At 69.0% G+C, this 25,965-nt stretch carries 21 protein-coding genes and 6 pseudogenes; 12 read left to right on the forward strand and 15 right to left on the reverse strand.

The features are described from left to right. The first annotated feature begins 24 nt into the window (after window positions 1-24). From AB0D93_RS23865 to AB0D93_RS23895, 7 genes are all read left to right on the forward strand, one after another. Window positions 25-867 (forward strand): nitrilase-related carbon-nitrogen hydrolase, encoded by an 843-nt coding sequence (locus AB0D93_RS23865; RefSeq protein WP_362122440.1) that lies wholly within the window; start codon window positions 25-27, stop codon window positions 865-867. A 29-nt stretch (window positions 868-896) separates the two neighbouring features. Continuing rightward, window positions 897-2,147 carry an aspartate aminotransferase family protein gene (locus AB0D93_RS23870; RefSeq protein WP_362122804.1) on the forward strand — a complete coding sequence of 417 codons (1,251 nt, stop codon included), beginning with the start codon at window positions 897-899 and terminating at the stop codon, window positions 2,145-2,147. An 18-nt stretch (window positions 2,148-2,165) separates the two neighbouring features. Next, window positions 2,166-3,731 (forward strand): PucR family transcriptional regulator ligand-binding domain-containing protein, encoded by a 1,566-nt coding sequence (locus tag AB0D93_RS23875; protein ID WP_362122442.1) that lies wholly within the window; start codon window positions 2,166-2,168, stop codon window positions 3,729-3,731. A 155-nt stretch (window positions 3,732-3,886) separates the two neighbouring features. Further along, entirely contained in the window at window positions 3,887-4,729 is an 843-nt protein-coding gene (locus AB0D93_RS23880) for a nitrilase-related carbon-nitrogen hydrolase (protein ID WP_362122444.1), read from the forward strand. 28 nt (window positions 4,730-4,757) lie between these two features. Next, window positions 4,758-6,161: a dihydropyrimidinase gene (gene hydA, locus AB0D93_RS23885; RefSeq protein WP_362122446.1), complete on the forward strand. Its 1,404-nt coding sequence runs from the start codon at window positions 4,758-4,760 to the stop codon at window positions 6,159-6,161. Window positions 6,162-6,172: 11 nt separating this feature from the next. Continuing rightward, window positions 6,173-7,192 (forward strand): TIGR03842 family LLM class F420-dependent oxidoreductase, encoded by a 1,020-nt coding sequence (locus tag AB0D93_RS23890; RefSeq protein WP_362122448.1) that lies wholly within the window; start codon window positions 6,173-6,175, stop codon window positions 7,190-7,192. 118 nt (window positions 7,193-7,310) lie between these two features. Further along, window positions 7,311-8,837, forward strand: coding sequence for an NCS1 family nucleobase:cation symporter-1 (locus AB0D93_RS23895; protein WP_362122450.1), 1,527 nt, complete (start codon window positions 7,311-7,313; stop codon window positions 8,835-8,837). A gap of 18 nt (window positions 8,838-8,855) precedes the next feature. Here the strand turns inward: AB0D93_RS23895 and AB0D93_RS23900 are convergent, their stop codons facing one another. The 8 genes and pseudogenes from AB0D93_RS23900 to AB0D93_RS23935 form a co-directional block, all read right to left on the reverse strand. Continuing rightward, the gene (locus tag AB0D93_RS23900; RefSeq protein ID WP_362122452.1) at window positions 8,856-9,545 is read right to left on the reverse strand and encodes a hypothetical protein; all 690 of its coding nucleotides are present in this window, start codon (window positions 9,543-9,545) and stop codon (window positions 8,856-8,858) included. 131 nt (window positions 9,546-9,676) lie between these two features. Continuing rightward, window positions 9,677-10,198, reverse strand: a complete 522-nt coding sequence (locus AB0D93_RS23905; protein WP_362122454.1) for a hypothetical protein — start codon at window positions 10,196-10,198, stop codon at window positions 9,677-9,679. Continuing rightward, the gene (locus tag AB0D93_RS23910) at window positions 10,195-10,731 is read right to left on the reverse strand and encodes a hypothetical protein (protein ID WP_362122456.1); all 537 of its coding nucleotides are present in this window, start codon (window positions 10,729-10,731) and stop codon (window positions 10,195-10,197) included. The genes AB0D93_RS23905 and AB0D93_RS23910 overlap by 4 nt, the downstream gene beginning before the upstream one ends. Continuing rightward, complete coding sequence (locus tag AB0D93_RS23915) at window positions 10,709-11,992, reverse strand: WXG100 family type VII secretion target (RefSeq protein WP_362122458.1); 1,284 nt, start codon at window positions 11,990-11,992, stop codon at window positions 10,709-10,711. Before AB0D93_RS23915 ends, AB0D93_RS23910 begins: the two co-directional genes overlap by 23 nt. A 6-nt stretch (window positions 11,993-11,998) precedes the next feature. Continuing rightward, entirely contained in the window at window positions 11,999-12,289 is a 291-nt protein-coding gene (locus AB0D93_RS23920) for a DUF6317 family protein (RefSeq protein WP_362122460.1), read from the reverse strand. After that, window positions 12,286-12,795 carry an SAV_915 family protein gene (locus AB0D93_RS23925; protein WP_362122462.1) on the reverse strand — a complete coding sequence of 170 codons (510 nt, stop codon included), beginning with the start codon at window positions 12,793-12,795 and terminating at the stop codon, window positions 12,286-12,288. The genes AB0D93_RS23920 and AB0D93_RS23925 overlap by 4 nt, the downstream gene beginning before the upstream one ends. A gap of 188 nt (window positions 12,796-12,983) precedes the next feature. Continuing rightward, window positions 12,984-13,514: pseudogene (locus AB0D93_RS23930) on the reverse strand (biotin/lipoate A/B protein ligase family protein); the annotation flags it as partial. Between the two features lie 94 nt (window positions 13,515-13,608). Then, on the reverse strand, window positions 13,609-14,673 hold the full coding sequence (locus AB0D93_RS23935) for a biotin/lipoate A/B protein ligase family protein (RefSeq protein WP_362122464.1): 1,065 nt from the start codon (window positions 14,671-14,673) through the stop codon (window positions 13,609-13,611). Window positions 14,674-15,292: 619 nt separating this feature from the next. Here AB0D93_RS23935 and AB0D93_RS23940 point away from each other — a divergent pair. Then, window positions 15,293-15,577: pseudogene (locus AB0D93_RS23940) on the forward strand (transposase); the annotation flags it as partial. Here AB0D93_RS23940 and AB0D93_RS23945 read toward each other — a convergent pair. Next, window positions 15,574-15,687, reverse strand: a pseudogene (locus AB0D93_RS23945) (hypothetical protein); the annotation flags it as partial. The pseudogenes AB0D93_RS23940 and AB0D93_RS23945 overlap by 4 nt on opposite strands. A 45-nt stretch (window positions 15,688-15,732) precedes the next feature. After that, a pseudogene (locus tag AB0D93_RS23950) lies at window positions 15,733-16,648 on the reverse strand (ATP-binding protein). Window positions 16,649-17,800: 1,152 nt separating this feature from the next. Here AB0D93_RS23950 and AB0D93_RS23955 point away from each other — a divergent pair. From AB0D93_RS23955 to istA, 3 genes and pseudogenes are all read left to right on the forward strand, one after another. Continuing rightward, a complete protein-coding gene (locus tag AB0D93_RS23955; RefSeq protein ID WP_362122466.1) occupies window positions 17,801-18,547 on the forward strand; it encodes a polysaccharide pyruvyl transferase family protein in 747 nt (248 codons plus the stop codon). Continuing rightward, window positions 18,544-18,861, forward strand: a complete 318-nt coding sequence (locus AB0D93_RS23960) for a polysaccharide pyruvyl transferase family protein (RefSeq protein WP_362122468.1) — start codon at window positions 18,544-18,546, stop codon at window positions 18,859-18,861. Before AB0D93_RS23955 ends, AB0D93_RS23960 begins: the two co-directional genes overlap by 4 nt. A 196-nt stretch (window positions 18,862-19,057) precedes the next feature. Continuing rightward, a pseudogene (gene istA / locus AB0D93_RS23965) lies at window positions 19,058-19,897 on the forward strand (IS21 family transposase); the annotation flags it as partial. 234 nt (window positions 19,898-20,131) lie between these two features. On the opposite strand, the gene AB0D93_RS23970 reads toward istA, so the two are convergent. The 5 genes and pseudogenes from AB0D93_RS23970 to AB0D93_RS23990 form a co-directional block, all read right to left on the reverse strand. After that, a complete protein-coding gene (locus AB0D93_RS23970; protein ID WP_362122471.1) occupies window positions 20,132-21,091 on the reverse strand; it encodes a transposase in 960 nt (319 codons plus the stop codon). Between the two features lies 1 nt (window position 21,092). After that, window positions 21,093-21,431: pseudogene (locus tag AB0D93_RS23975) on the reverse strand (transposase); the annotation flags it as partial. Between the two features lie 17 nt (window positions 21,432-21,448). After that, a complete protein-coding gene (locus tag AB0D93_RS23980) occupies window positions 21,449-21,586 on the reverse strand; it encodes a hypothetical protein (protein ID WP_362122473.1) in 138 nt (45 codons plus the stop codon). Window positions 21,587-22,355: 769 nt separating this feature from the next. Then, complete coding sequence (locus tag AB0D93_RS23985) at window positions 22,356-23,477, reverse strand: hypothetical protein (protein WP_362122475.1); 1,122 nt, start codon at window positions 23,475-23,477, stop codon at window positions 22,356-22,358. Between the two features lie 503 nt (window positions 23,478-23,980). Further along, window positions 23,981-24,172, reverse strand: coding sequence for a helix-turn-helix domain-containing protein (locus AB0D93_RS23990; protein WP_362122806.1), 192 nt, complete (start codon window positions 24,170-24,172; stop codon window positions 23,981-23,983). Window positions 24,173-24,683: 511 nt separating this feature from the next. Here AB0D93_RS23990 and AB0D93_RS23995 point away from each other — a divergent pair. Further along, window positions 24,684-25,817 (forward strand): aldose 1-epimerase family protein, encoded by a 1,134-nt coding sequence (locus AB0D93_RS23995; protein ID WP_362122809.1) that lies wholly within the window; start codon window positions 24,684-24,686, stop codon window positions 25,815-25,817. Window positions 25,818-25,965: the final 148 nt, after the last annotated feature.

Genomic DNA, 25,965 nt, shown 5'->3' on the forward strand with positions numbered 1-25,965 from the left:
ACGGTCCCGTCGAAGGAGCAGCTCATGGCCAACGTCGTACGAGCCGCCCTGGTCCAGGCCACCTGGACCGGCGACACCGAGTCCATGGTGGCGAAACACGAGGAGCACGCCCGCGAGGCGGCCCACCAGGGTGCCAGGATCATCGGGTTCCAGGAAGTCTTCAACTCGCCCTACTTCTGCCAGGTCCAGGAACCGGAGCACTACCGCTGGGCCGAGCCCGTGCCCGACGGGCCGACGGTGCGCCGGATGCAGGAACTCGCGCGCGAGACCGGCATGGTCGTCGTGGTCCCGGTCTTCGAGATCGAGCAGTCCGGTTTCTACTACAACACCGCCGCCGTGATCGACGCCGACGGCACCTATCTCGGCAAGTACCGCAAGCACCACATCCCCCAGGTCAAGGGCTTCTGGGAGAAGTACTACTTCAAGCCGGGCAACCTGGGCTGGCCCATCTTCGACACGGCCGTGGGCAAGGTCGGCGTGTACATCTGCTACGACCGGCACTTCCCGGAGGGCTGGCGGCAACTCGGGCTGGCCGGAGCCCAGCTGGTCTACAACCCCTCCGCCACCCACCGCGGCCTGTCGGCCCACCTGTGGCAGCTGGAGCAGCCCGCGGCGGCCGTGGCCAACGAGTACTTCATCGCCGCCATCAACCGGGTGGGGCAGGAGGAGTACGGCGACAACGACTTCTACGGGACCAGTTACTTCGTCGATCCGCGCGGGCAGTTCGTCGGCGAGGTCGCGAGCGACAAGTCCGAGGAACTCCTCGTCCGTGACCTCGACTTCGACCTGATCGAGGAAGTGCGGCAGCAGTGGGCCTTCTACCGCGACCGCCGCCCCGACGCCTACGAAGGGCTGGTGCAGCCGTGAACGACCTCTACTCCCGCCACCGCCAGGTCATGCCCGACTGGCTCGCCCTCTACTACGACGAGCCGATCGAGATCACCCACGGCGAGGGCCGCCACGTCTGGGACTCCGCCGGCAACAGGTACCTGGACTTCTTCGGCGGCATCCTGACGACGATGACCGCGCACGCCCTGCCCGAAGTGACGAAGGCGGTCGGCGAGCAGGCCGGGCGGATCATCCACTCCTCGACGCTCTACCTCAACCGGCCGATGGTCGAACTCGCCGAGCGCATCGCGAAGGTGAGCGGCATCCCGGACGCCCGGGTCTTCTTCACCACCTCCGGCACCGAGGCCAACGACACCGCCCTGCTGCTCGCCACCGCCCACCGGCGCAGCAACACGATCCTGGCGATGCGCAACAGCTACCACGGCCGTTCCTTCAGCACGGTCGGCATCACCGGCAACCGCAGCTGGTCCCCGACCTCGCTGTCCCCGCTGCAGACCCTGTACGTCCACGGCGGCGTACGCACCCGCGGCCCGTTCGCCGAGCTGGACGACCGCGCCTTCATCGACGCGTGTGTCGCCGACCTCCGGGACGTCCTCGGCCACACCCGCCCGCCCGCAGCGCTGATCGCCGAGCCCATCCAGGGCGTCGGCGGCTTCACCTCGCCGCCCGACGGGCTCTACGCCGCGTTCCGCGAAGTCCTCGAGGAGCACGGCATCCTGTGGATCGCCGACGAGGTGCAGACCGGCTGGGGCCGCACCGGCGAGCACTTCTGGGGCTGGCAGGCCCATGCCCGCAGCGGGCCGCCGGACCTCGTCACCTTCGCCAAGGGCATCGGCAACGGCACCTCGATCGGCGGCGTGATCGCCCGCGCCGAGATCATGAACTGCCTGGACGCCAACAGCATCTCGACGTTCGGCGGCACCCAGCTCACCATGGCCGCCGGCCTCGCCAACCTGAACTACCTGCTGGAGCACGACCTCCAGGGCAACGCCCGCCGCGTCGGCGGGCTGCTCATCGAGCGGCTCCGGGCCATCGCCGCCCAGCTGCCCGGCGTGCGTGAGGTGCGCGGGCGCGGCCTGATGATCGGCGTCGAGCTGGTGCGGCCCGGCACCGACGAGGCCGATCCGCAGGCGGCCTCCGCCGTGCTGGAGGCGGCCCGCGAGGGCGGACTGCTCATCGGGAAGGGCGGCGGCCACAACACCAGCGCCCTGCGCATCGCCCCACCGCTGTCGCTCACCGTCGCGGAGGCCGAGGAGGGCGCGGCGATCCTGGAACGGGCACTGAGGAGCACGTACTAGCACCAAGGGGACACGGCCATGACCACCACCTCGGAGACCCCGCTCAGCTGGGAACCCGCCCTCTCCGTCCGCCAGGTGCTCACCCTGGAGCGGGTCCTCGCCGGGGAGCCCGAGGTGGTCGCCGGCGCCGGACAGCTCGACCGGCCGGTGCGCTGGGTCCATGTCGCCGAGGCCGCCGACGTCGGGGTGATGCTCAGCGGCGGCGAGATGGTCCTCACCACCGGTGTCCTGCTGGCGGGCGACGAGGCCAAGCAGGCCGAGTACATCCAGTCGCTGCACCGGGCCGAGGCCTCCGCCGTGGTGCTCGGCCTCGGGCGGGCCTTTCCGGCGCCGCCCGAGGTGATGCGCCGGGCCGCCGAGCGGTGCGGACTTCCCATGGTCGTGCTGCACCGCCCCTTCCCCTTCGCCGAGCTGACCGAGGAGGTCCAGTCCCGGCTGGTGCGGCGGAAGTTCGCCGCCGTCAGCCTCTCGGAGACCGTACGGACCGAACTCACAGCCCTGATCACGGCCGGTGCGCCGCTGCAGCGCCTGCTCGACGAGGTCGCCCGGCACAGCGGCTGCCCGGTCGTGGTCACCAACCTCGCCCACCGCGTCCTCGCCACGGCGGGGGAGCGTTCCGCGGTGGACGACGTGCTACGCGACTGGGAGCGGGTCGCCCGGCAGGCCTCCGCCTGCGCGGACGGCGGCTGGATCGGCACCGAGCTCGGCGGGCGCGGGGAGCGCTGGGGCCGGCTGCTGCTGTGCGGCTACCGGGGCGACGCGGCCACCGGGCGGCTGCTCGCGGACCGGGCCGCCGAGGCGCTGGTCCTGCACCGCATGCTCGGCGCAGGTTCCGCGCACTCCTGGGAGGAGGAGTCCGCGCAGAGCCTGCTGACCGACCTGGTCTCCGGTGTCGTACCGGCCGGCCGGCTGCTGCCCCGGGCGCGTGCGGCCGGGCTGCCGGTCAACCGGCGCACCTTCGTCCCGCTCGTCGTCCTCGGCCGTGCCACGGACGAACTCGACCGTGTGCTGCGCCTGTTGGGGCTGCCCGGGCTGGTCGCCGAACTCGCCGCCGACGTGGCCGCCGTGCTGCTCAGCCTCGCCCGCGACCAGGACGCCGAGGTGCTGACCGCCCACTTCGCGGCCCGGCTGCGCGCCGGGTCAGGGACCGTGGTCGCGGCCAGCGATCCCCGTACCAGCTGGGACGACGTGCCCGCCGGGCTGCGCGAGGCCCGGCACGTCGCCGATGCCGTCGCCGGCTCCTCGGCCGCCCTCGACCTCCCGGCCGTCGTCCGCCTGAAGGACGTACACCTGCGCGGCCTGATCCGGCTGCTGCGCGACGACCCGCAGGTGCAGTCCTTCGCCGAGCGGGAGCTGGGCGGGCTGCTGGGGGACGCCGGACCGGAGCTGCTGAACGTGCTGCGGACGTACCTCGCGACCGGCCGCAACAAGTCCCGGACCGCGCAGCTCCACCATGTCTCCCGGCCCGCCCTCTACCGCCGCCTGGAGGCGATACAGACCCTCCTCGGTGCCGACCTGGACGACTTCGAACAGGCGGCCTCCGTGCACATCGCGCTCCTCGCGCATGACGCGCAACAGGGGTGAAACATGCGACGACCTGGGAAAACGGCGGTGAAACATGGGCTTGCGAACACGTGACACGGTGGCACGCCCACGGCCCGCAGACGTGACACGCTGCCACTCAAAGGGGCTCCACGTGCTTTCTACGCTCAGGGCACACCGAGCTACCGGAGGTCCCGATGAGCCGAGTGATCCGTGCCGCCCTGTTCCAGACCGCGTGGACCGGCGACAAGGAATCCATGATCCAGGTCCACGAGCAGGCGGCCCGGGACGCGGCCGCGCAGGGCGCCCAAGTCCTCTGCTTCCAGGAGTTGTTCTACGGCCCCTACTTCTGCCAGGTGCAGGACAAGGCCTTCTACGAGTACGCCGAACGGATTCCCGAGGGCCCGACCGTCCGGCGCTTCCAGGCCCTCGCGCGGGAGCTGGGCATCGTCCTGGTCCTGCCCATGTACGAGGAGGAACAGCCCGGCGTCCTGTACAACACCGCCGCGGTGATCGACGCGGACGGCTCCTACCTCGGCAAGTACCGCAAGACCCACATCCCCCAAGTACAGGGATTCTGGGAGAAGTTCTACTTCCGCCCGGGCAACAGCGGCTGGCCCGTCTTCGACACCGCCGCCGGGAGGATCGGCGTCTACATCTGCTACGACCGTCACTTCCCGGAGGGCTGGCGGGCGTTGGGCCTCGCCGGAGCCGAGATCGTCTTCAACCCCTCGGCCACCTCGCGCGGCCTGTCCCGCTACCTCTGGCAGCTGGAGCAGCCGGCGGCGGCCGTCGCCAACGAGTACTTCGTCGGCGCGATCAACCGGGTCGGCGTGGAGGACCTGGGCGAGAACGACTTCTACGGCACGACCTACTTCGTGGATCCCGAGGCCCAGTTCGTCGGCGAGGTGGCGAGCGACAAGGAGACCGAGCTCGTCGTCCGCGACCTCGACCTGGCCAAACTCCGCGAGGTCCGCGACCGCTGGCAGTTCTACCGCGACCGGGCGCCGGGGGCGTACACACCGCTGACCGCGCCCTGACCGCAGCCGACTCGACCGAGGGAGCAGCATGAGCAGCCGTACCGTCATCCGTGGTGGTCTCGTCGTCACCGCCTCGGACGAGATCCACGCCGACGTCCTGATCGAGGACGGCCGTATCGCGGCCCTCGCCGCCTCCGGCACCCCCGCCGCGGAGGCGTTCACGGCCGAGAGGGTCATCGACGCCACCGGCAAGTACGTCATCCCGGGCGGCGTCGACGCGCACACCCACATGGAGCTGCCGTTCGGCGGCACCTTCGCCTCCGACACCTTCGAGACCGGCACCCGGGCCGCCGCCTGGGGCGGTACGACGACGATCGTCGACTTCGCGGTGCAGAGCGTCGGCCACACCCTGCGCGAGGGCCTGGACACCTGGCACGCCAAGGCCGAGGGCAACTGCGCGATCGACTACGCCTTCCACATGATCGTCTCCGACGTCCACGACGAGACGCTGAAGGAGATGGACCTGCTGGTGGAGGAGGGCGTCACCTCCTTCAAGCAGTTCATGGCCTACCCCGGCGTCTTCTACAGCGACGACGGCCAGATCCTGCGCGCCATGCAGCGCTCCGCCGAGAACGGCGGGCTGATCATGATGCACGCCGAGAACGGCATCGCCATCGACGTCCTGGTCCAGCAGGCCCTCGCCCGCGGCGAGACCGACCCCCGCTACCACGGCGAGGTCCGCAAGGCCCTGCTGGAGGCCGAGGCCACCCACCGCGCCATCCGGCTCGCCCAGGTCGCGGGCGCCCCGCTGTACGTCGTGCACGTCTCGGCCGCGGAGGCGGTGGCCGAGCTGACGCGGGCCCGGGACGAGGGGCTGAACGTCTTCGGCGAGACGTGCCCGCAGTACCTGTTCCTGTCCACCGACAACCTCGCCGAACCGGACTTCGAGGGCGCCAAGTACGTCTGCAGCACGCCCCTGCGGCCCAAGGAGCACCAGGCCGCCCTGTGGAAGGGCCTGCGCACCAACGACCTCCAGGTGGTCTCCACCGACCACTGCCCGTTCTGCTTCGCCGGCCAGAAGGAGCTGGGCCGCGGCGACTTCTCCAAGATCCCCAACGGCCTGCCGGGCGTCGAGAACCGCATGGACCTGCTCCACCAGGCCGTCGTCGACGGGCACATCTCCCGCCGCCGCTGGATCGAGATCGCCTGCGCCACCCCGGCCCGCATGTTCGGCCTGTACCCGAAGAAGGGCACCATCGCCCCGGGCGCCGACGCCGACATCGTGATCTACGACCCGCACGCCGAGCAGGTCATCTCGGCGCGGACCCACCACATGAACGTCGACTACTCGGCCTACGAGGGCAAGCGCACCACCGGCCGGGTCGAGACCGTGCTGTCGCGCGGCGAACCCGTCATCACCGAGCGGGAGTACACCGGACACGCCGGCCACGGCGTCTTCACCCCACGCTCCACCTGTCAGTACCTCAACTAGGAGTGGCGCCCATGGACTTCGGACTCGTCCTGCAGACCGACCCGCCGGCCTCCCGCGTCGTCAGCCTGATGAAACGGGCCGAGCGCAACGGGTTCAGGTACGGCTGGACGTTCGACTCCGCCGTGCTCTGGCAGGAGCCGTTCGTGATCTACAGCCAGATCCTCGCCAACACCACGAAGCTGACGGTCGGGCCGATGGTCACCAACCCGGGCACCCGCACCTGGGAGGTCACCGCCTCCACCTTCGCCACCCTCAACGACATGTTCGGCAACCGCACGGTCTGCGGCATCGGCCGCGGCGACTCCGCGATGCGGGTCGCGGGCCGCAAACCCAACACCCTCGCGCGCATCAGCGAGGCGATGAAGGTCATCCGCGCCCTCGGCCGCGGCGAGGAGGCCGACCTCGGCGGCACGAAGATCCGCATCCCCTGGATCAAGGAGGGCGCCGAACTCCCCGTCTGGATGGCCGCGTACGGTCCCAAGGCGCTGAAGATGACCGGCGAGGAGGCCGACGGGTTCATCCTCCAGCTCTCCGACCTCTATCTGACCGAGTACATGGTGAAGGCCGTCAAGGACGCGGCCGCTGCCGCCGGCCGCGACCCCGGCGACGTCACCATCTGCGTGGCCGCTCCCGCGTACGTCACCGCCGACGACTCGCCCGAGGCCCTCGCCCACGCCCGCGAACAGTGCCGCTGGTTCGGCGGCATGGTCGGCAACCACGTCGCCGACCTCGTCGCCAAGTACGGCGAGCACTCCGCCCAGGTCCCCGACGCACTCACCGACTACATCAAGGCGCGGCAGGGCTACGACTACGCCCACCACGGGCGCAGCGGCAACCCGGACACCGCGTTCGTGCCCGACGAGATCGTCGACCGGTTCTGCGTCATCGGCCCGGCCGAGAAGCACATCGAGAAACTGACCGCACTCCGCGCGCTGGGCGTCGACCAGTTCGCGGTGTACGACATGCACGACGCGCAGGAAGCCACCATCGACGCCTACGGCACGAAGGTGATCCCGGCCGTCAACACCTGATCCGGAGCCAGTAGTCCGAACCCCCCACGCCCCCCTTGGTCTCCCCTCCCCGCCGTCCGGGGAGGGGGCTGGTGCCCGCACGGCCACTCCCGACCCACCTCACCCGATTGGCCAGCCCATGACCGACACCGCTCCCACGGCCATACCCCTGTCCGGCCAAGTCACCCTCCCCGACGGGCGCGTGGAACTCGCTCCTGGCACCCCGCCGCCCAGCGGTCCGTACGCCAACGAGGACCTGCTCCCGGTCCCGGCCGAGAAGCGGACCTGGACCACGTACAACTTCTCCGCGCTGTGGGTCGGCATGGCCCACAACACGGCCTCCTGGACCCTGGCCTCCGGCCTGATCGCCGTCGGCATGGACTGGAAGCAGGCCGTTTTCACCATCGCCCTGGCCAATCTGATCGTGCTGGTGCCGATGCTGCTGACCGGGCACGCCGGCCCCAAGTACGGCATCCCCTTCCCGGTCTTCGCCCGCGCCTCCTTCGGTGTGCGCGGCGCCAACCTGCCCGCCGTCGTACGGGCGTTGGTGGCGTGCGGCTGGTTCGGCATCCAGACCTGGATCGGCGGCGAGGCGATCTACTTCCTCGCCGGGAAACTGATCGGTGACAGCTGGTCGAACGCGGCCCACGTCGGCGGCTACGCCTGGACCATGTGGCTGTCGTTCGCGATCTTCTGGGCGATCCAGGTCGCGATCATCTACCGGGGCATGGAGACCATCCGCCGCTTCGAGAACTGGGCCGCGCCCTTCGTGCTCGTCGGCGCGTTCGTGATGCTGTGGTGGATGAGCAGCAAGGCCGGCGGCGTCGGCCCGCTGTTCGACCAGCCGTCGAAGCTCGGCTGGGGCGGGGACTTCTGGAAGCTGTTCTGGCCCTCGTTGATGGGCATGATCGGCTTCTGGTCCACCCTGTCGCTGAACATCCCGGACTTCACGCGTTACGGGCGCAGCCAGAAGGCCCAGACCTGGGGGCAGGCGCTCGGCCTGCCGACCACCATGACCCTCTTCGCGTTCCTGTCCGTCCTGGTCACCTCCGGCTCCGAGGCGGTGTACGGCAAGCCGGTCTGGGACCCGGTGCAGCTGGCGGCGAAGACGGACAACGTGGCCGGCCTGCTCTACGCCCTGGCGACGGTGCTGGTGGCCACCCTCTCGGTGAACATCGCGGCCAACCTGGTCTCCCCGGCCTTCGACTTCTCCAACGTGGCGCCGCGGAAGGTGAATTTCCGCACCGGGGCCCTGATCACCGCGGTCCTCGCCGTGCTGATCTTCCCCTGGAAGCTGTACTCCGACCCGCAGGGCTACATCTTCACCTGGCTCGGCCTGGTCGGCGGCCTGCTCGGCACGGTGGCGGGCATCCTCGTAGCCGACTACTGGCCGCTGCGCCGCACCCGCCTGGACCTCGCCGACCTGTACCGCACGGGGGGCCGGTACTGGTACGCGGGCGGCTGGAACTGGCGGGCGGTCGTCGCGTTCCTCGCGGGCGGTGTCCTCGCGATCGGCGGCGCCAGCTTCAAACCGCTGATCGACGGCCGTCCCGTCCCCGCCCTGTCCCCCCTCGCCGACTACGGCTGGGCGGTGGGCCTCGGCACCTCGCTGGTGCTGTACCTCACGCTCACGCTGCTGACCGGTCGCAGGACGGCCACCGCGTGACGCGGCCGGGGCGGGCGGTCAGCCGGACTGGGACCGCCCGCCCCCGAGCGCGGAGACCGCGGCCCGGGCCGCCTGGATGGCCCCCTTGTTGATCACGTCCGTGCCGGGCGCCTTCTTCGTCTCGAAGTCACTGCCGTTGTAGGTGACGATCACCAGGGCATTGGAGACGCGGGCCATGACCACGCCCTCCCGGGTCTGCTGCTTGTCCTCGGTGGTCAGGTTCACCACCGAGTAGGCGCTGTCGCCGAGTCCGGGTACGGCCCCGCCGCCGCTCTTCTCCTTCACCCGCTGCTGGTACTCCTGCTGCGCCTCCTGGTCCGACCCGCTGATCTCGAACGACACGTCGAGCCAGCGGTAGTCGTAGCCCTGCAGGGCGTTCCAGGAACAGGTGCGGCGCAGCTTGGTGTCCGTCGACGGGATCTCCTTGCCGGCCGTCTTCGCCCCCGGCACGAGGGACTTGACGGTCGCCGCCGGCACGCTGGGACAGGGGGCGGGGGCGGTGGCGTACGCCTTCGCCGTCGCGCCGGACGACGGGTCGGAGGAGGAAGAGGACGAGGACGACTGGGTGGACGTCTGCTGGGCCGTCCGGTGTTCGGCGGCCGCCGGCGGGGCGGCCGGGCCGGACGTCAGCGCCCAGCCGGCACAGGCGAGGACCGCGACCGGCGAGATCCGCGCAGTGAGGGCGAGCGGCAGAGGAAGGGAACGCACGGCACACTTCTCGTGGGGGAGGGGGTACGGAAGGGGTCCGCATGGTGGACGTGGGACGCCAGTGTCACACGACTCCCTGTGGGGCGGAAGTAGGAACTCCGCACTGTGCCCGGGCGGTCACGGCGGTGTACTCACGGCGTACCGTTCCGCCCTTTTTGTGCCTCGAGTCGGCGGCGCGCGCCGACTTCGCCGGGGTACTCGCGGACGGTGAAGGCGGCGACCGACCAACCGACGGCCCAGGCGGCCAGCGCGGGCAGGACGGGGGCGGCGATCAGCCAGAGGGCACGACCGGCGACGGCCAGACCGGTGGAGCGGCGGCGCGCGTCCCGCGCGGCGGCCCGGGCCTCGTCGGGGGAGGGCGGGTCGAGGAGCTTCCCCCGGTGGTCCCGCCGCTGCACCAGCCACCCCCACACCAGGGCCACGACGGATGCCGCCACCTGCGCCCCGTCCCACACCGGGCGGACCGCCGCCGGCAGGACCCCGCGGAAGCTCCCGTAGAGGACGAGCGCGATGTAGACGCAGAAGGCCAGCACCGCGAGCCAGACGGCGGCACCGAGGGCGCGGCGCAGCCAGTAGCGCGGACCGCGCTCGTACCACGTGGTGCCGAGCCCCGGCAGGGACGGGACGCCGGCCGGCGTCGAGGTCGTCGTCATGCTCCGGACCGGTGCTCCTCCAGCCAGCGGCGGGCGCCGACTTCACTGGGGTATTCGCGGACGGTGGTCCAGGCGAGCAGCCAGCCGACGATCCATGCCGCGAACGCCGGCATGACAGGAGCGGCGATCAGGACGAGCCCGCGCCCCAGCGCGATCCGGCCCGGGACGCGCCTCGCCCGGTCGCGTTTCGCCTGGCGGGTCTGGTCCGGGGTGGGAGGATTCAGCATCGCCTCGCGGTGGCTCCTGCGCTGTGCGACCCAGCCCCACACCAGGGTCACGACGGACGCGGCCACCTGCACGCCGTCGAACACGACACGCACCGTGGACGGCAGCAGGTCGCGGAACCCCATGTACAGACTCACCGCGAAGAGACCGAACATGGCCATGACGATCAGGATGAAGACCGTGGTCCGTGTGCGGCACAGCCAGTAGAGCGCACCGCGCCGGTACCAGGTGCGTCCCAGCTTCGGCAGGGCGGGGACCGGGACGGAGAACCCGGGCGCCGGTGCCTCAGAAGATGCTTGTGACGCCATGCCAGACATCCTTTGCCAGTCGCTTTCCGTCGTCGACGGTCTCCGAGGCGACATGCTTGGTTCCCGTCCACACACCACCGACCACCCCGTGGTCGTGGATGTCCTCGCTCCAGTGCTCGTGGAAGGCGTGGTCGAGGACGGAGGTCGCGACGACCACCGTACCGACGCCGACCGCGGCGACGGCGACCGCACCCTCGACGGGCAGGGCCGCCGTGATCGCCGCCCCGGCGGCCAGGCCACCGAGGGCGGCCCCACCGTCGACGACGACGGAGTGCTGCCACGACCAGCCCTTGTCGTGGTCGTCCTTCGCCTCGATCAGACCGCAGGCCGCCGCCGCGGCGACGTCCAGCACCGGAATCTCCCTCAGGGCGTCGGGCAGCGCCTCCAGGCCCTTGCCCAGGCGCAGCGCGTCCGCGGCGTCCGCCAGCTTGACGTTCAGGGCACGGTCGTACGGCAGCTTGGTGCTGCCGTTGTCGGCGCGGGCGATGTCCTCCTCCAGCCCGTCGACCTTGGTGACCGCGTCGCGGTAGGCGCTCTTGGCGGGCAGGTCCTTGGGCAGCGCCTTGCCGGCCTTCTGGAACGCCTTGCGCTCCGCGCGGAGTTCCTTCTTGGCGGCCTGCGCCTCGGCCTTGGCCGCGTCGATGTGCTTGCGGGCCTCGATGCCCCCGGCACGGGCGTCCTCCGCGTCGTACGCGTACAGGCCGCGCAGCGCGTCGTACAGGGTGATCTTGTCGCCGGGGGAGACCGAGCCGTCCTTCGACGTCACCTTGTCGTACAGCCCCTGCAACTGCTGTGCCGCCACCAGCCGCGCGTGCTGGGCGGTGTGCAGGATCTCGTTGCGGGCGGTGGCGTAGTCGTTCATCGCGGAGATGGTCTTCTGGTCGTCCGCGCTCGGCGGACTCGCCGTCATGACGGGCAGCGGCGCGCCCTTGGCGTCCGTCGCCACGCCCTTGCCGGCCGCGATGTGCTGCGCGTTCTGCAGCGACTTCTCGCACGTGGACAGCGCGTTGGCCAGCGTCTCGAGGATCTCGCCCGCCGCGTGCACCAGTTCCGCGAAGCCGCCGGCCGCCAGCGCGTCCTCGCTCCACTTGGCGCGGAAGCTCTCGGCCGCCTCGCCCTGCCAGCCGGCGTCGCCGACCAGCTTGTCCACGGTCCGGCTGAGCGGCGCGACCACCTCGTCGAGCTTGTCCTTGGCGTTCTTGTACGTCTCGGCCATCGTGCGCAGTCCGCCGATGTCACCGCCGACCCAGCTGTCACTCATCGGCTCTCACCCCATCAGGTCTTCGAAGACGCCGTGGACGTCCACGTCGTGGCGGTGGAAGGAGTCCCGCGCGTAGGCGACCTTGTCGCCGTGGTCGTCCAGCCGGTCGGCCATGCCGGTGTGCAGGGCGATGATGAGGTCGGCGACCTCCTTGACGGCCGAGTCCAGCCCGGCGTCACCGCCGCTGACCACGGGTGGTGCCACGTCGGGGTGCAGCTTGCGGTAGTCGTCGGCCTGCTGGTGGAAGGTCTTCGCCATGGTGGCGAGGTCGTCGTAGACGGCCTTGAAGTCGCTCACCGGCGTACCTCCCGTGCGAAGGCGGCCAGGTCGTCCGTCCGCCAGCTGGGTTCCCCGGGCGTGACCCGGGGATCCAGCAGGACCGTGACACCCTGCTCACGCACGCCCTCCGCCAACGGGCCGAGGGAGGCGGCGACCCACGGCTGCGACTCGCCGAGCGCCTCCACCAGCCTGGCCGGCGAGGTGAAGGCGAACGCCACGGTGCCGTGTGCGGGGTGCTGGAAAAGTTCGAGGACGATGAAAGGCACGCGCGCGGGGCGGCCGTCCGTGCCCGTGCCGGCGACGGACCGCGGATGCGCCGGCACGCACACCGGAGTGTGGTACGCGGGTACGCCCGGCCGCGGGCCGGGCCGGCCGTCCGTGGCCGCGCGCGGTGGTGGCGCGGCCTCGGCGAGGTCCTGCAGAGCCGAGCGGAGCGACTGCGGAGTCCGCTGCGCGAGGTCCGTCCCGGACGGATCCTCCGGCTCCGCGAAATCGAGCAGGCGTGAACGTATCGGCGCCCCCATCGCCGTCACCTCTTCCCCGTGGTTGCGTGGCCGATCCGGCCCGACCACCGTAGCCAGCGGTCAAGGGGGCAAATCCGGCCATGTGGGAGTGAACGCCGGGGCGCAGACGGAACTGATACGACGGCTTGGCCGACGGTAGGGCTGTCCTTGACTCGTTGCTGAACCGGGGCGTCCGGCCGGTCCTTCCGCTACGGCACCCGGGCCGTCCACTCCGCCGACGTGAACTTCGTCCGCGCCAGTTCCTCAGCGCGCGCCTGCTCCGCGTCAGTGATCCTGCCCGGCGTCAGACCGTACCGCGCGCCGAACGACTCGATCATCCGGTCGATGACCGCCTCGCGGGGCAGCCCGGTCTGCCGCCGCAGCGGATCGACCCGCTTCTTCGCGCTGCTCGTCCCCTTGTCGGACAGCTTCTCCCGCCCGATGCGCAGCACCTCGACCATCTTGTCGGCGGCGATGTCGTACGACATGGTCACGTGGTGCAGGACGGCGCCCGGGCCCCCGCCGGGTCCGACGATCCGCTTCTGCGCCGCGCCCGCGATCTTGCCCTGGTCGGTCGCGATGTCGTTCAGCGGCTGGTACCAGGCCCGGATGCCCATGTCACCGAGCGCGCCCAGCACCCAGTCGTCCAGATAGGCGTAGCTGTCCTGGAAGGACAGGCCCTGCACGAGGGACTCGGGCACGGACAGGGAGTAGGTGATCGTGTTGCCGGGCTCCACGAAGGTCGGACGGGGGAGGCACTACGAGCCGGCGTGATCACGGCAAGGGCCTACACGCCCTGTTGGGTGCCACGCGGCACAGGGCGGGGCTCGGCGCCTACGGCACGCGTGCGGTCCACTCCTCGGTGGCAAACTTCGTCCGCACCAGTTCCTCCGCGCGTGCCATCTCATCCGCCGTGACTTCGCCGGTGGTCAGCCCGTAGCGGTTGCGGAAGGAGGCGATCATGTTCTCGATGACCTGTTCCCGCGCGAGGCCTGTCTGCCGGCGGAGCGGGTCGACTCGCTTCTTGGCGCTCCTGGTCCCCTTGTCGGACAGCTTCTCCTTGCCGATGCGGAGCACTTCCAGCATCTTGTCGGCGTCGATGTCGTAGGACATGGTCACGTGGTGGAGGACCGCTCCGGGGCCACCGTCCGGGCCGACCATGCGCTTCTGGGCCGCACCGGCGATCTTGCCGGCCTCGGTGGCGATGTCGTTCAGGGGCTGGTACCAAGCCTTGATGCCCATGTCGCCGAGTGCGCCCAGCACCCAGTCGTCGAGGTAGGCGTAGCTGTCTGCGAAGGAGAGGCCCGAGACCAGGGACTCCGGCACGGACAGGGAGTACGTGATCGTACTCATGGGCTCTACGAACATGGCCCCACCTCCGGAAACACGGCGGACCACGGTCATCCCGTGCTTCGCGGCCCCTTCGGGGTCCACCTCGTTGCGCAGGGACTGGAAGCTGCCGATCACCACGGAAGGCGAGGCCCACTCCCATACCCGCAGGGTCGGGGCTCGCCGCCCGGCGGCCACCTCGGTGGTGAGCACCTCGTCCAGCGCCATGTGCAGGGCCGGTGTCTGTGGCTCCATGTGCACCAGCTGCCACCCGTAGTCGCTCCACTCGGTCGCGTGGGCCAGAGCACGCCGGACGGCGATGCCGACGCCCTCCGCGGTCAGCCCGAGCATCATGGTCGACTCCGGCAGTGCCGCCGTGATCCGGGCGGCCAGTCCTGCGGCGTCCGTGGAGGAGGGTGAACCCTCAAGGGCTGCGTTGATCGAGAGGATCGCTTCGTCCGGTTCCAGGAAGAAGTCCCCGGCGACTCGCACGTTGCGCAGGACGCCTTCCTCGACATCCAGATCCACGACGACCAGCTTGCCGCCGGGCACCTTGTACTCGCCATGCACGGCTTCATTCCTTCCAGTGCGCGGCATGTGTCCTGAGCCTGTCGCTCTGACGTTCGGACACATGCACACATCTTCTGGATTGCAGCCTATGGCTCGCCCGTGGCGCGCGGATCGCAGCCCCGAGGGCACTGGAGGGGCGGAAGGGATGTCGACCCGTTGTCCTGGCTGTCTCCTTGCGGGGGAATAGAACCCGGCGTACAGCCCGGCTCGTCTGCCGCCACCTGCGGCTTTGCCTGAGAAAGGGCCTCTGACCTGCGTCGGAGGCCCTTTCCGATCTTTCGGGGGCTTGCCGCGTTAGACGGCAGAAAGTCCCTCGGAAGTCTCTCAGACAGGGCTGAAAGTCCCTGAAAAGTCCCTGGAGCGGAGGTGCGGGCTGGGCGTCTGGGCTGGGCGTTTGCGACTGCCGTCCAGGCCGCAGGAGACTGGGGGTGATTCTTGAGGCGGTGGGATTACGCGTCCTTCGGCGTTGGCCGTCGTGTCGGTCCGCGCGGCCCAAGCGGCGCGGGCTGCGGTGAGCCGGGACTCTGGTGCGCAATTCCTGACGTGACATCTGCCGGATGCGAGATGATCGTCTCGGCAGTCGCTTCCTCGCTCCGTGCGGCTGTCGGGGAGGATGCAGGTGTCGATGCAGCTCAAGGGCTTGCCGCCGGTTCCCGAACAGACCGCGGCGGTGGCCCGCGCCGCGTTCCCGAAAGGCAGTCTGGCGATACGGGCACGGGACCGGCTCGCTGAGGTCTTCGTCGACGAGCCGTTTGCTGAGGCGTTCGGGGTGCGCGGGGCACCGGGAATCTCGCCGGGCGCCCTTGCGCTGGTGACGGTGCTGCAGTTCGCCGAGAACCTGACCGATCGGCAGGCCGCGGCGATGGCGGTCCGCGCCATCGACTGGAAATACGGCCTCGGGATGAGGTCGTAGGCGTACGGCAGGGACGTGCGGACCGTTTCCACGAAGTCCTGCTCCTGCACCTGGCCGTTCTCGGCTTCGGCGAGCAGCTGCGGGGAGACGTCGAGCGACATGAAGGGCTGTCCTGTTCTGTAGTGCTGTCGTTGAGGGTGTGCGGGTCAGACGAGTGCGGCTAGTGCCTCGGGGCCGTGCCGGAAGTCGGGGTCGACCTGGGTGGCGAGGTCCAGGCCGGTAGCCGCGTTGGCCCAGGCTTGCGCAGGTGGAAGTCGACGGCGTGCTTCTGGAAGGCCGTCCAGTCCTTGGGGCGGGCGTCCACGGCCGCCCGCAGCCGATCCAGGGTGCGGGCGTTGTGCGGCTCCAACTCGTCGTGGTCGCGGCCCTGTTCCTGGGCGCGGACGTAGAAGAACTGCTCGCAGTGGGCGAGCAGGTCCTCACCCACGTGGGCGCGCAGGAAGTCGAGATCGTCCGCGCCGGTGACCTTGTTGCCGACCACGGCGACCGGGATGCCGAACTCGGCGGCGTGGTCGCGGTACTGGCGGTACACGGACACGCTCTTGCGGGTCGGCTCGACCACCAGGAACGTCATTTCGAAGCGGGTGAACAGGCCGGAGGCGAAGGCGTCGGCGCCGGCGGTCATGTCGACGACGACGTACTCGCCCGGTCCGTCGACGAGGTGGTTGAGGTAGAGCTCGACCGCCCCGAGCTTGGAGTGATAGCAGGCCACACCGAGGTCGTTCTTGTCGAAGGCACCGGTGACCATGAGCGGGACGCCGGCGACCTTCCGGACGTGCGGGGTGTGGATGTCGTCGTCCCCGAGCAGACGCAGCAGCCGGGAGCCGCGGCCGGGCGGGGTCGTCTTGACCATGGCGTCGCGGGAGGGGATGCGCGGGTTGGTGCCGCGCAGGTAGCCCTTGATCTCGCCGGTCCGCGCGCTGAGCGGCGGGGCGGTGAACAGCGCGTCCTCGCCGAGCCGAGGGCGTAGGCGAGGTGCTGGTTGATATCGCCGTCGATGGCGACGAGCGGTGCGCCGGAGCACGCCAGTTGACGGGCGAAACGTCCGTCCGTCTGCGGCACCTGCCGTGCTGCGGTGACGGGGTGGGCGAGAGACGTGGCGTGTTCGAGATCCTGCCAGGCCTGCCCGGCCTTTGCCTAAGGGCACCCGAGGATCCTCGTCCCCCGCGAAGCGCGCTCACCCCGGCGCCCAGCTGTCCGTGTTCGACCTGGACGAGGGCCCTCACGGTGGAACTGGGTGGGAAGGGAAGGGCGCGGGCGTCCACGCCACCGCGACAGTCACCCGCCGTATCGGTCGATCGGGCGACACGGCCCGGGCGTCAGCCGCCCCACAGTGGAAACCCTGCCCGATCCGCGAGCAGCCGGACGCCTGGTGGTCGAGTGCCCTCGGATCCGGCAGGGCCTCCGGCGGCGGCCCTGCCGGATCGACCCGCAGCACCACGCCGACATCGGGGCCACGGCTCAGCCAGCCCGCGACAACCCCAACGGAAGAGAACGCGCCCGGCATCGTCAGGCGCCTCGAAGGAGACCAGCCATGTCGGACACCGCACTGCAGGGCCCCCGGCGAAACCGCCGGCCCGAACGATCCTTGGACGGCCTGCCTACCGCAGCAATTTTCGACATGGATGACACTCTGTGCCATGTGCAGGGCATCCGGCCTCTGATCAGCGGACCGGGAGGATATCCGGCGTTCTTCGAGGCATCTATGGAATGCCCGCCAATTTCTGAGGTTATTGCTGCAGCGCACGCGGAGAGCGCCGCAGGCCGAGCCGTCCTCGTGGTGACTGCGCGGCCTGACAAGTATCGCTCGCAGACAGCTGCGTGGCTCAGCCGCAATCATGTGCCAGTGGAGGGGCTGTGGATGCGGAATGACGGCGATGTCAGGCCCGATCACGAAGTAAAGCGGGACATTCTCACGTGCATTCGTCGTCAGTACCATCCAATCGCTGCTTGGGATGACAACCTGCTTGTTGCCCAAGTCTGGGAGGAAGAGGGTCTGGTCGTTACCCGTGTCCTGCCGCTTAGACCTGCGACTTATTCGAGCAGCAGGGTGGCAATACCAAGCTGGGCCATCTGGGGGTGGTCGGAGTGCGGCCAGGACGGTCAGGCCGGTGTCCGCGTCCACCGGACTTTACACTTCCTTATCTGAGTGAACCAACACTACATCACCTCTAGAGAATACACGTAGGAGATTACCAAGCCGTGAGTTCTTCCATGACTGAGACTGCGTTTGACCCAATCGAAGATCACGTACGTCGAGAGCTCGCCAGAGGGGCCGCCGCCCTCTATAGCGGGTGGGGTCCCAATCCGCTCGCGAGGAATCCTGGGGACGAACTGTGCCACCGCGCTGCCTTGAATCTCCTGGAAAGCCAGGGAATTGGTGGGCTGACGGCGGCGCGGGGCAGTTTCCGCCCGGCCACCTACCCCTGGTCCGAAGATCTTGTCATTGGCGGGGGAACGGTATTGCCGACCCTCTTTGACTCCCGCCGTGCTCCAGGCCTGAAGCACGCTCGCAGGATTTTCGTTTTCGGATCCGGATGTCTCAGCCCGGGCGAGCTCCGACTCCTCGGGGTTGAGGACATTCATCGGCATTCCTTCAACCGGGCGACGGTCATAGGCGTCCGCGGTCCCCTGAGTGCCGAGAACTACTCTCATCTTTTCAACAAGCGCGTCCCGTTCATCGGTGACCTCGCATTCGCATTCGCCGACAAGGCCAAGGTCGGCGAGACTGGAAACGAGGGGAGGAAAGTTGGATTCTTCCTCATTGAGGATGAACTGCCGGGCTCTCGAGTTTCTTCCAGCCTCGAACACGTCGCAATGCTGTATGCGGACCTCTGTTCCGTCCTGACGGAAGAGAAAAGTGTCATTCACACATGGTGGAGCGATGCAAAGATTCCCATGATGGGAAGTTTTGACGAACACCGCCGCATTTCATCGGCCGACGACTTCACTGATGCATGAATGCTTGCGACTTCGTTGTCACTGAGAGGCTCCATGCGGCCATCCTGGCTGCTTGTCGCGGAATTCCTTTCATATATCTGCAGACCACTTCAAAGTCGCAGGATCTTGAGCACCTGTTACTTCAGATAGGTGGCCGGGACATGCGCTCCTGCTTCAGGGATATGGAGACGGACCGATCCTCGCTGATCCCATCGTATCGCGCGATCAGCGCCAGGAGGTCCGAGGTTTCCGAGAGTCTTTCGAGCGCTTCTGGGGCGATTCGACTTCGCCTGCAGGAGGCCGCGCATCATCTCGCTGGAATGCTGACAGAATAAGGACTCTGGTGTTTTCGCCGGGGTGAAGTAGAGCCGCGGGTACGGTCTGTTTGGGAGCCGGTTGTTCTCCGGTGAGTTTGGGAGCCAGCTGGTGTGATGGTGTGGAACATGCCGCTTTCGGAGTAATTGGCCTGGCTTGGGCCATCTGGCTTCACGCTGTGCCTGTTGATCACGGTCCAGGTCAGGGAGACCGCTGGTGCACAGGTCACGGGAGTGGCTGTTCGAGAGGATCCGCCGGGCCCGGCGTGAGCAGGGGCTGTCGGGGCGGGAGCTTGCCGCGCGGTTCAAGGTGTCGCGGAACACGGTGCGGAAGGCGTTGGAGTCGCCGGTGCCGCCGAAACGCAAGGCCCCGCCGCCGCGCCAGAGCGTGCTGGAGCCGGTGAAGGGGTTCATCGACGCGATGCTGCGCGAGGACCTGGACGCGCCGGCGAAGCAGAGGCACACGATCCCGCGGGGCATGGAGCGTCTGGCGGCGGAGCACGATTTTGAGCTGGCCGGTGCGACCACGGTCTGGGAGTACGTGCGCAAGCGGCGTCCGGAGATCCGCGCGGTGGCTCTGGAGGGTCGCCGGCATCTGGAGGGCATGCTCCCTCAGGCGAAGAGGCCTGGTGAGGAGGCGGAGGTCGATTTCGCGGACTTCTGGCTGGACCTGGCCGGGCAACGCCGCAAGTGTGTGCTGTTCACGCTGCGGCTGTCGTATTCGGGCAAGGCGGTCCACAGGGTTTACGCGACCGCCTCGCAGGAGGCGTTCCTGGAAGGGCATCTGGAGGCGTTCACGGCGCTGGGCGGCGTGCCGTCAGTGCACATCCGGTACGACAACTTGAAGCCCGCGGTCAAGCAGGTGCTGTTCGGCCGCTCGAGGCTGGAGTCGGCGCGGTGGGCGTCGTTCAAGTCCTGGTACCAGTTCTCCGCGTTCTACTGCGCTCCCGGCGAGGACGGCGCCCATGAGAAGGGCGGGGTCGAGCACGAGGGCGGCCGGTTCCGCCGCAAGCACCTGGTCCCGCCGCCCGCGGTCGACTCGCTGGCGGAGCTGAACGAGCGGCTGGCCGCGATCGACATCGGAGGACGCCCGGCACATCCACGGCCGGCCCACCTCGATCGGGTTCGACTTCGAGGCCGAGCGGGAGAGGCTGCGGCCGCTGCCGGCGGACGACTACGACTGCGGGATCGACCTGACTCCGACCGTCGCGCGCAACTCCCGGATCACCGTCCGGCAGTGCTACTACTCGGTCCCCGCCAAGTTCATCGACTCTGGTGCGTAATTCGGTTGTCATCCTGCGAGTTGGTAGCTGAGCCGGGTGAGGCGGCTGGTTCGGTTGCGGTCGAGCGGGTGGCCGCTCCAGTAGGCGTCGAGCCGGACGATGTTGATCGCGGTGGCGGAGAAGGCGTGCTGGAGGCGGACCTTGGGCAGGCCGCGGTAGCGGGCCCAGCGGATTCCAGCGACATCGAGGGCCTGATTGATCGTGCCCTCCACCCCGGCTCGTAGCTTGTACCGCTCCTTGAAGTCGTCGCTCTTCTGCGCGGCGCGGGCTCTCTCGAGAGTCTCGTGGAGTTCGCGGGGGCGCAGGGTGAGCATGCGGACGCCGCGCCGGGATGCGGTGCACTGTTGCTGGACCGGGCAAGCGTGGCAGCAGGCGCGGGAGAATTGGACGACGATGGCGTCCTTGCTGTGCTGGGTGACTGGGAACCAGCCGTTGCTCATCTGCCCGGTCGGGCAGCGGATCTGCCGGGTGTTCCAGTCGACCGTGAAGGCGCTCTTGGCGAAGCCGGCCTCCGCCTTGGCCTGCGGCGAGTGGTCGAGCAGGGCGGGAGTGACCATGGTGATGCCCTGCCCGGCGGCCTCGTGGATCAGGTCGGCGGAGGGATAGCCGGAGTCCAGGTAATGCTCGCCGGGCTTGACCTGGTGGCCCGTCAGCCGTTGCTGGATGGCGGCGGTGGCCTTCACATCCGGCACCGCGGCGTGCGTGGTCATCACATCCGTGATCAGGTTCGGCACCACTGCGTGCGCCGTCGTGTCCGCGTCGCCGGCTTCGGCTTCGGCTTCGGCGGGAGCATGGCAGGTCTCCGTCAGGTGGACCTTGTATCCCAGCCAGAACAGCTCCTCGCCCTTGGCCGCCCAGCGTGCGTCCGCGTCGTAGGGGGAGGCCAGGCGGATACTGCCGGGCGGGACGCCGTCCACTTCGGCCTCCCGCTTGCTGACCACCTTCTTCCCGCGGCTGGTGGTGTGCACGGATCCAGATCTGGTTCTGCGCGGCATCGTGGAGGGGGAGGTTGCGCAGGCCGGTCGCGCGGGCGGCGCGGATGCGGTCCTCGGCCCGGGCCCGCTGCCGGTGGCGCAGTTCGAGGGCGGCGATCGCCTCGCCCGCCGTGTTGGTGGCGAAGCACGTCAGTCGCATGCCGTCGGCGTCGGTGAAGCGCAACTGGGCGCCGGGGTGCGGCCTTTCCTTGCGCACGATCAGCCGTAGTCCTTTGGGCCAGCCGGTCAGGCAGTTGCCGGCGAGTTCGGCGACCCAGGCGCCGTCGCGGATGTCGCCGTCGGGTTCCACGGCCGGCGTCCAGGCCGAGGCCGGGATCTTGAGGACGGCCTTCAAAGCGTGGTGTCGTAGGGGCTGACGTCTCTTGATCCGCAGGCCTGTGCGGCGAGTTGGGCCGCGTCAGGCTGGTCGCTAGCGCAGCCGGTTACGGCGAGCGCGGTGATCGCGATGACGGCGAGGGTGGCTCTCAACGATGTCTCCTGTCGGTGGGGCGGCTTGGGTGCGGCATTTGGTTATACCGTCCGACGTCGCCCCCGCACCGACCGGCCTTTGTGTCCGGGCAGGCCGGCCGCCGGGGTGGCCCGTCCATGGCGCTGCGCGGGCCCACCCCGGCACACACGAGCACACCCACCCACACGTCGAGGACGGCCGGGCCTCCGCCTCCGGGCTGCTGGCTCCGTCCCGCCGGCAACCAAGGGCGTCGCCGGGAGCGAAGCCCCCCGCAGGTACACACGAGCGCATTCCGAACCCCGTACGGCCTGAGCGTCGCCGTCTGCCCTGCCGCACGCCCGTCACGGCCCCTGCTTCGCTGCCCACGGTTCGAGAGGCGCAGCCGGCGGCGCGGGCCACCCGGATGCTGGCCCGGTGCGCGATCTGATGGCTGCGGTGTAGGAGTCGGTGCCTGAAGGCGAGGGAGCCCGCGGCGAGCCGGGAAGGCGGGCACACCGGCCTCGCAATCGGGGTGTTTCTGATGAACCAGAAGACCCGGTGTGACCGACTCACCTCCGAGCAACTCACGGCCCTCGCCCACCTCGGGCTGGCGTGGGCGGAATAGCAGGCGAGCGCGGGCCGTCTGCCGCTTGGCTGACGTCAAGGTCGACACTGCGTGCGCCATGGCGCGGACGAGGTGATGCGCCCTGCTCTTTGGGGCGGCCAGGTCGTGGGATGGCGAGCGGGTGGTGGACCACGTCCGGTCGGTGACTCCGCCCGGGATCGGGCGGAGTCAGGTGCTCGAGGTCGTCACCGCGCCTTCGTGTTGGTGCCAGTGGACCACAGGGCTCCACCCTTGCTGGGACCTCCGGTGCTGTTGTAGATGACGAAGTTGCCGTCGTTCTGCATCATCGCCCAGGCGTCGGCGTTGCCGTACGTGTGGCTGGACCACAGGGCCCTGGTGGGGGTCTCGTAGGGGCGTACTCCCCAGGGGTAGACGGGGTATTTGCCGGAGGCCGTGTAGACGACGAGGTTGCCGTCCGTCTGCATCACGGCGTACGCGCCGTCGTGTCCGTGGGTGCCGGTGGACCAGATGGCGGCGCCGTCACGCTTGCGGTACATCACCAGGTTCCCGTCATACTGCATGACCAGCCGGGTCAGCGTTCCCTCCGTCCACCAGCCCGGCGGGAGGGTGCGGACACCGAAGGCTTTCGGCGAGGCGCGGATCTGCGGCGTGGGCGGGGAGGCGGGTGAGGGTGGGAGTGGCACGTCCCACCCGCACATGCTTTGGAGCTCCCAGGCGTTCATCGGCCTGGTCCTGCCGACGAGTTGGCTTTCGGCGTCCATGCCGTCCGCGACGGGGACGCTCCAGGTGTCGTCGGCGGTGTACGTCCTCTGGCCGTTGATCGGTTCGGGGTAGGTGATGGTGTAGGTGGTCACCACGTTCTTCATGACTTGAGCGCGCTCGAGCCAGGCGACCTCGCCCTTCTTGACAGTGACAGGGTAGGTTCCCTTCGTCTCCTGGTAGGTGGCGTTCGTACGGAGCTTGATGCCCTGGAGTAGCCCGCCGAGGAAACCGCCCGGCGTCTCCGCGCCTACCTCGACACCGGTGGAGTTCTCCGTGCCGGTCATCTGCGAGAAGTCGAGCGGCCGGAGGCTTTCGTCTCTCTGGGTGCAGTTGTAGTAGAAGTCAGAATTAACGCTGACCATTTCGGCGTTGCCGAGGTACGCGGGACTTACGTACGAGATTCTCCACGTGCAGCTGACGCGCTCGTCCTTGAGGCAGTCATTGATGACTTGGTCGTTGGTCACCGCGTCGGCCGCCGTCGACGGTGTCGCTGCCAGCGTCACCATCCCCGTCCCGACAGTCGTCAGCGCCATCGCTGCCGCCAAGCTTCGCCTGAACGGCGTCCATCGCAGATACTTGATCATGGGCGATCCCCTCCTCTCCTGAATGGCGGTCGGCCGTCAGCGTCCGGAGTGACGCAGGAAGCGACTGCCGTCGAGGGATGACGAGAGAGTGACAGCAGGCCAGGACCTACGACACACAAGTGACACATGTGGAAGAAATCTTTGCGCTTATCGCAAGGACACCCGGGTGTGCACGTGACAAGACGGGGGGCGCCTCGACCATGTGGGAGTGTGCACGCACGACGGTCAGGCGGGTGACGGCCACAGCGGCCGTCCATGCTGCTGCCGCCTCCCACAACGGCGGCCTACTCGGCGGGAAGCGGCCCGGGATGCGGGGGCGTGCTGGTCCGGCTTTCGGACCCATGTCTCCTAAACGGCTGGTACGGCTGGTGACGGCCTTGCAGTCGCCGATCAGCCCGGCCAGCCGGGCCGGGTCCGCGGCAGCTACTTCACCCACAAGGCCGTGCAGCGTTTGAAGACATCACGTTCCATCTCCAGCTCACGGATGCGCTTGTTCTTCGCGCTCATCTCTCGCCGCAGCCCTCCAGCTCCGCGCGTTCACCCTCGTGTAGCCGGCCGCCCGAGACAGCGGGCGCGGGCCGGTCAGAGGAAGCCGAACCGTTCCTCCTCCAGCGCGAGACCCAGTTATGCAGCGTCCCCGGATGCACCCCGAGGTCCTCCGCGACCTCCGGGATCGGCTTGCCTGTCTCGATCACGATGCGTACAGCCCCCTCACGGAACTCCGCGTCGTACCTCTGTCGCTTGGACCCCGTGAACCTCAACTTCCTGGTATCAGGGACTCCACGCTACGAGGGGACCTTCAGAACGTGACCCGCTGGAACCGACGGCAACCCGCAACTGCCCCACTTCAACCAGCCGGTACCTATCGTCGCGCTGCGTGCGACCCCGGAAGCCGCTCGCCCTTCCGTCCCCATCACCAGTCCCGACATCGTTCCGCTGCGAAGGATCCCGTGACCGTCGTCCACTGACCGTCACTGATCCCGCGCACGTGCTCCTCGCTCCCCACTTTCCCCACATCCTTGAATGACGAGCAAAGTGAGGCGAAGAGCGGCGGTGGTCGTTTTCTAGAATCGCCATCGATTACGGGACGTGTCACTGACGGCTGCTGCGGGTGAACTGAGGCGATCGGATGAATAGGGCGGAGTGGCGTGCTGATCGCCAGAGCTGGACTGATATTCCATGGCTATCGCGGTTCGTCGGGCGGCCATGTTGCTCTGGGCGGTCGTGAGTCCTTCACATGCCGCCGGTGTGGCCCGGTTGTGCGTGGCACGGCTGATTCTGAAAGGGGTGCCCGTGACGTCGTTCGGGCGACGTACTCTTCTGACGGCTGCGGTAGGCACCGGTCTGGCGACGACCGCGAGTCCCGCGTTCGGCGCCACCCGCGGGGCCGTCGCGGGCTCGGGCCCCAGGGCGGACTCCTCCCTGTCGGGTAGGCAGTACGAGATCTCCTATGGAGACCAGCGAGTCGTGGTCACCGAACTGGGGGCTGGCCTGCGGTCCTACCGCGTCGGCGCCACCGAGCTGCTGGACACGTTCGGCCCCCGGGACTACCCGACCGGCTCGTCCTACGGCCAGCTACTGGTCCCCTGGCCGAACCGAATCGATCACGGCACCTACGTGTTCGACGGTGTCACGCAGGAGCTGCCCTGGAGCGAACCACAGGCCCAGAACGCCATCCACGGGCTCACCCGGTGGGTCAACTGGTTCCCCATCGAGCAGAGCCATTCGCGCCTGGTCATGGGGCTCACATCGCACGCGCAGCCCGGGTATCCGTTCGTACTGAAGCTGCGGCAGACCTACGAGCTCAGTGAGCACGGCCTCACCGTCACCAACTCCGTGGTAAACCTCGGCAACACCCGAACCCCGTACGGTATGGGCCAGCACCCCTACTTCACGCTCGGCACCGAGCTCATCGACGACATCGTGCTGACGCTGCCGGCCCGGGCATACTTCCTGACCAACGACCGGAGCATCCCGGAGCCGCCTCCGGTCACCGTGCAGAACACCCCGTACGACTTCCGTTCCGCCCGGCCGGTCGGCGACACCGTCATGGACACCGGATTCACCGACCTGAGCCGCGGCCGGGACGGCAGGGCCTGGGTACACATGACGTCCCCCAAGAGCCCCGTGTGCATCTCCGTATGGCTGAGCAAGTCCTGCGACTACCTACAGGTCTACACCGGCGACACGCTGCCGGTCGTTGCGCGGCGCCGCAAGGGCCTGGCCATCGAGCCGTACACCTGCGCGTCGAATGCCTTCAACAATAAGCTGGGGCTGCGGATCCTCGCCCCGGGCCAGACCTTCGAGGCCCGCTGGGGAGTACGTCCATCGGTGGGCTGACCTAGATCAGGTCACACAGCTCTTTCGTCGCCTTCGGCGTGGGAGACGTGGCGGCCGTCGGCGCCGGAGTCGGCGAAGGCGCCGCGCTCGCCGTCGGCGCGAGCACCAGCCCGGCGACCACGAAGCCGACCACGTCCGCCGCATGGGG

It is taken from the genome of Streptomyces sp. NPDC048191 (assembly GCF_040652655.1).
Classification (GTDB): Bacteria; Actinomycetota; Actinomycetes; order Streptomycetales; family Streptomycetaceae; genus Streptomyces.

Excerpts from the sequence above, each read along its gene's own strand:
- AB0D93_RS23905 (WP_362122454.1), bottom strand. The coding sequence starts at position 10,198 with ATGACGACGACCTCGACGCCGGCCGGCGTCCCGTCCCTGCCGGGGCTC.
- AB0D93_RS23995 (WP_362122809.1), top strand. The coding sequence starts at position 24,684 with ATGTTGCTCTGGGCGGTCGTGAGTCCTTCACATGCCGCCGGTGTGGCC.
- hydA (WP_362122446.1), top strand. The coding sequence starts at position 4,758 with ATGAGCAGCCGTACCGTCATCCGTGGTGGTCTCGTCGTCACCGCCTCG.
- AB0D93_RS23960 (WP_362122468.1), top strand. The coding sequence starts at position 18,544 with ATGAATGCTTGCGACTTCGTTGTCACTGAGAGGCTCCATGCGGCCATC.
- AB0D93_RS23865 (WP_362122440.1), top strand. The coding sequence starts at position 25 with ATGGCCAACGTCGTACGAGCCGCCCTGGTCCAGGCCACCTGGACCGGC.
- AB0D93_RS23910 (WP_362122456.1), bottom strand. The coding sequence starts at position 10,731 with ATGGCGTCACAAGCATCTTCTGAGGCACCGGCGCCCGGGTTCTCCGTC.
- AB0D93_RS23955 (WP_362122466.1), top strand. The coding sequence starts at position 17,801 with ATGACTGAGACTGCGTTTGACCCAATCGAAGATCACGTACGTCGAGAG.
- AB0D93_RS23880 (WP_362122444.1), top strand. The coding sequence starts at position 3,887 with ATGAGCCGAGTGATCCGTGCCGCCCTGTTCCAGACCGCGTGGACCGGC.
- AB0D93_RS23925 (WP_362122462.1), bottom strand. The coding sequence starts at position 12,795 with ATGGGGGCGCCGATACGTTCACGCCTGCTCGATTTCGCGGAGCCGGAG.
- AB0D93_RS23870 (WP_362122804.1), top strand. The coding sequence starts at position 897 with ATGCCCGACTGGCTCGCCCTCTACTACGACGAGCCGATCGAGATCACC.
- AB0D93_RS23915 (WP_362122458.1), bottom strand. The coding sequence starts at position 11,992 with ATGAGTGACAGCTGGGTCGGCGGTGACATCGGCGGACTGCGCACGATG.
- AB0D93_RS23895 (WP_362122450.1), top strand. The coding sequence starts at position 7,311 with ATGACCGACACCGCTCCCACGGCCATACCCCTGTCCGGCCAAGTCACC.
- AB0D93_RS23890 (WP_362122448.1), top strand. The coding sequence starts at position 6,173 with ATGGACTTCGGACTCGTCCTGCAGACCGACCCGCCGGCCTCCCGCGTC.
- AB0D93_RS23985 (WP_362122475.1), bottom strand. The coding sequence starts at position 23,477 with ATGATCAAGTATCTGCGATGGACGCCGTTCAGGCGAAGCTTGGCGGCA.
- AB0D93_RS23875 (WP_362122442.1), top strand. The coding sequence starts at position 2,166 with ATGACCACCACCTCGGAGACCCCGCTCAGCTGGGAACCCGCCCTCTCC.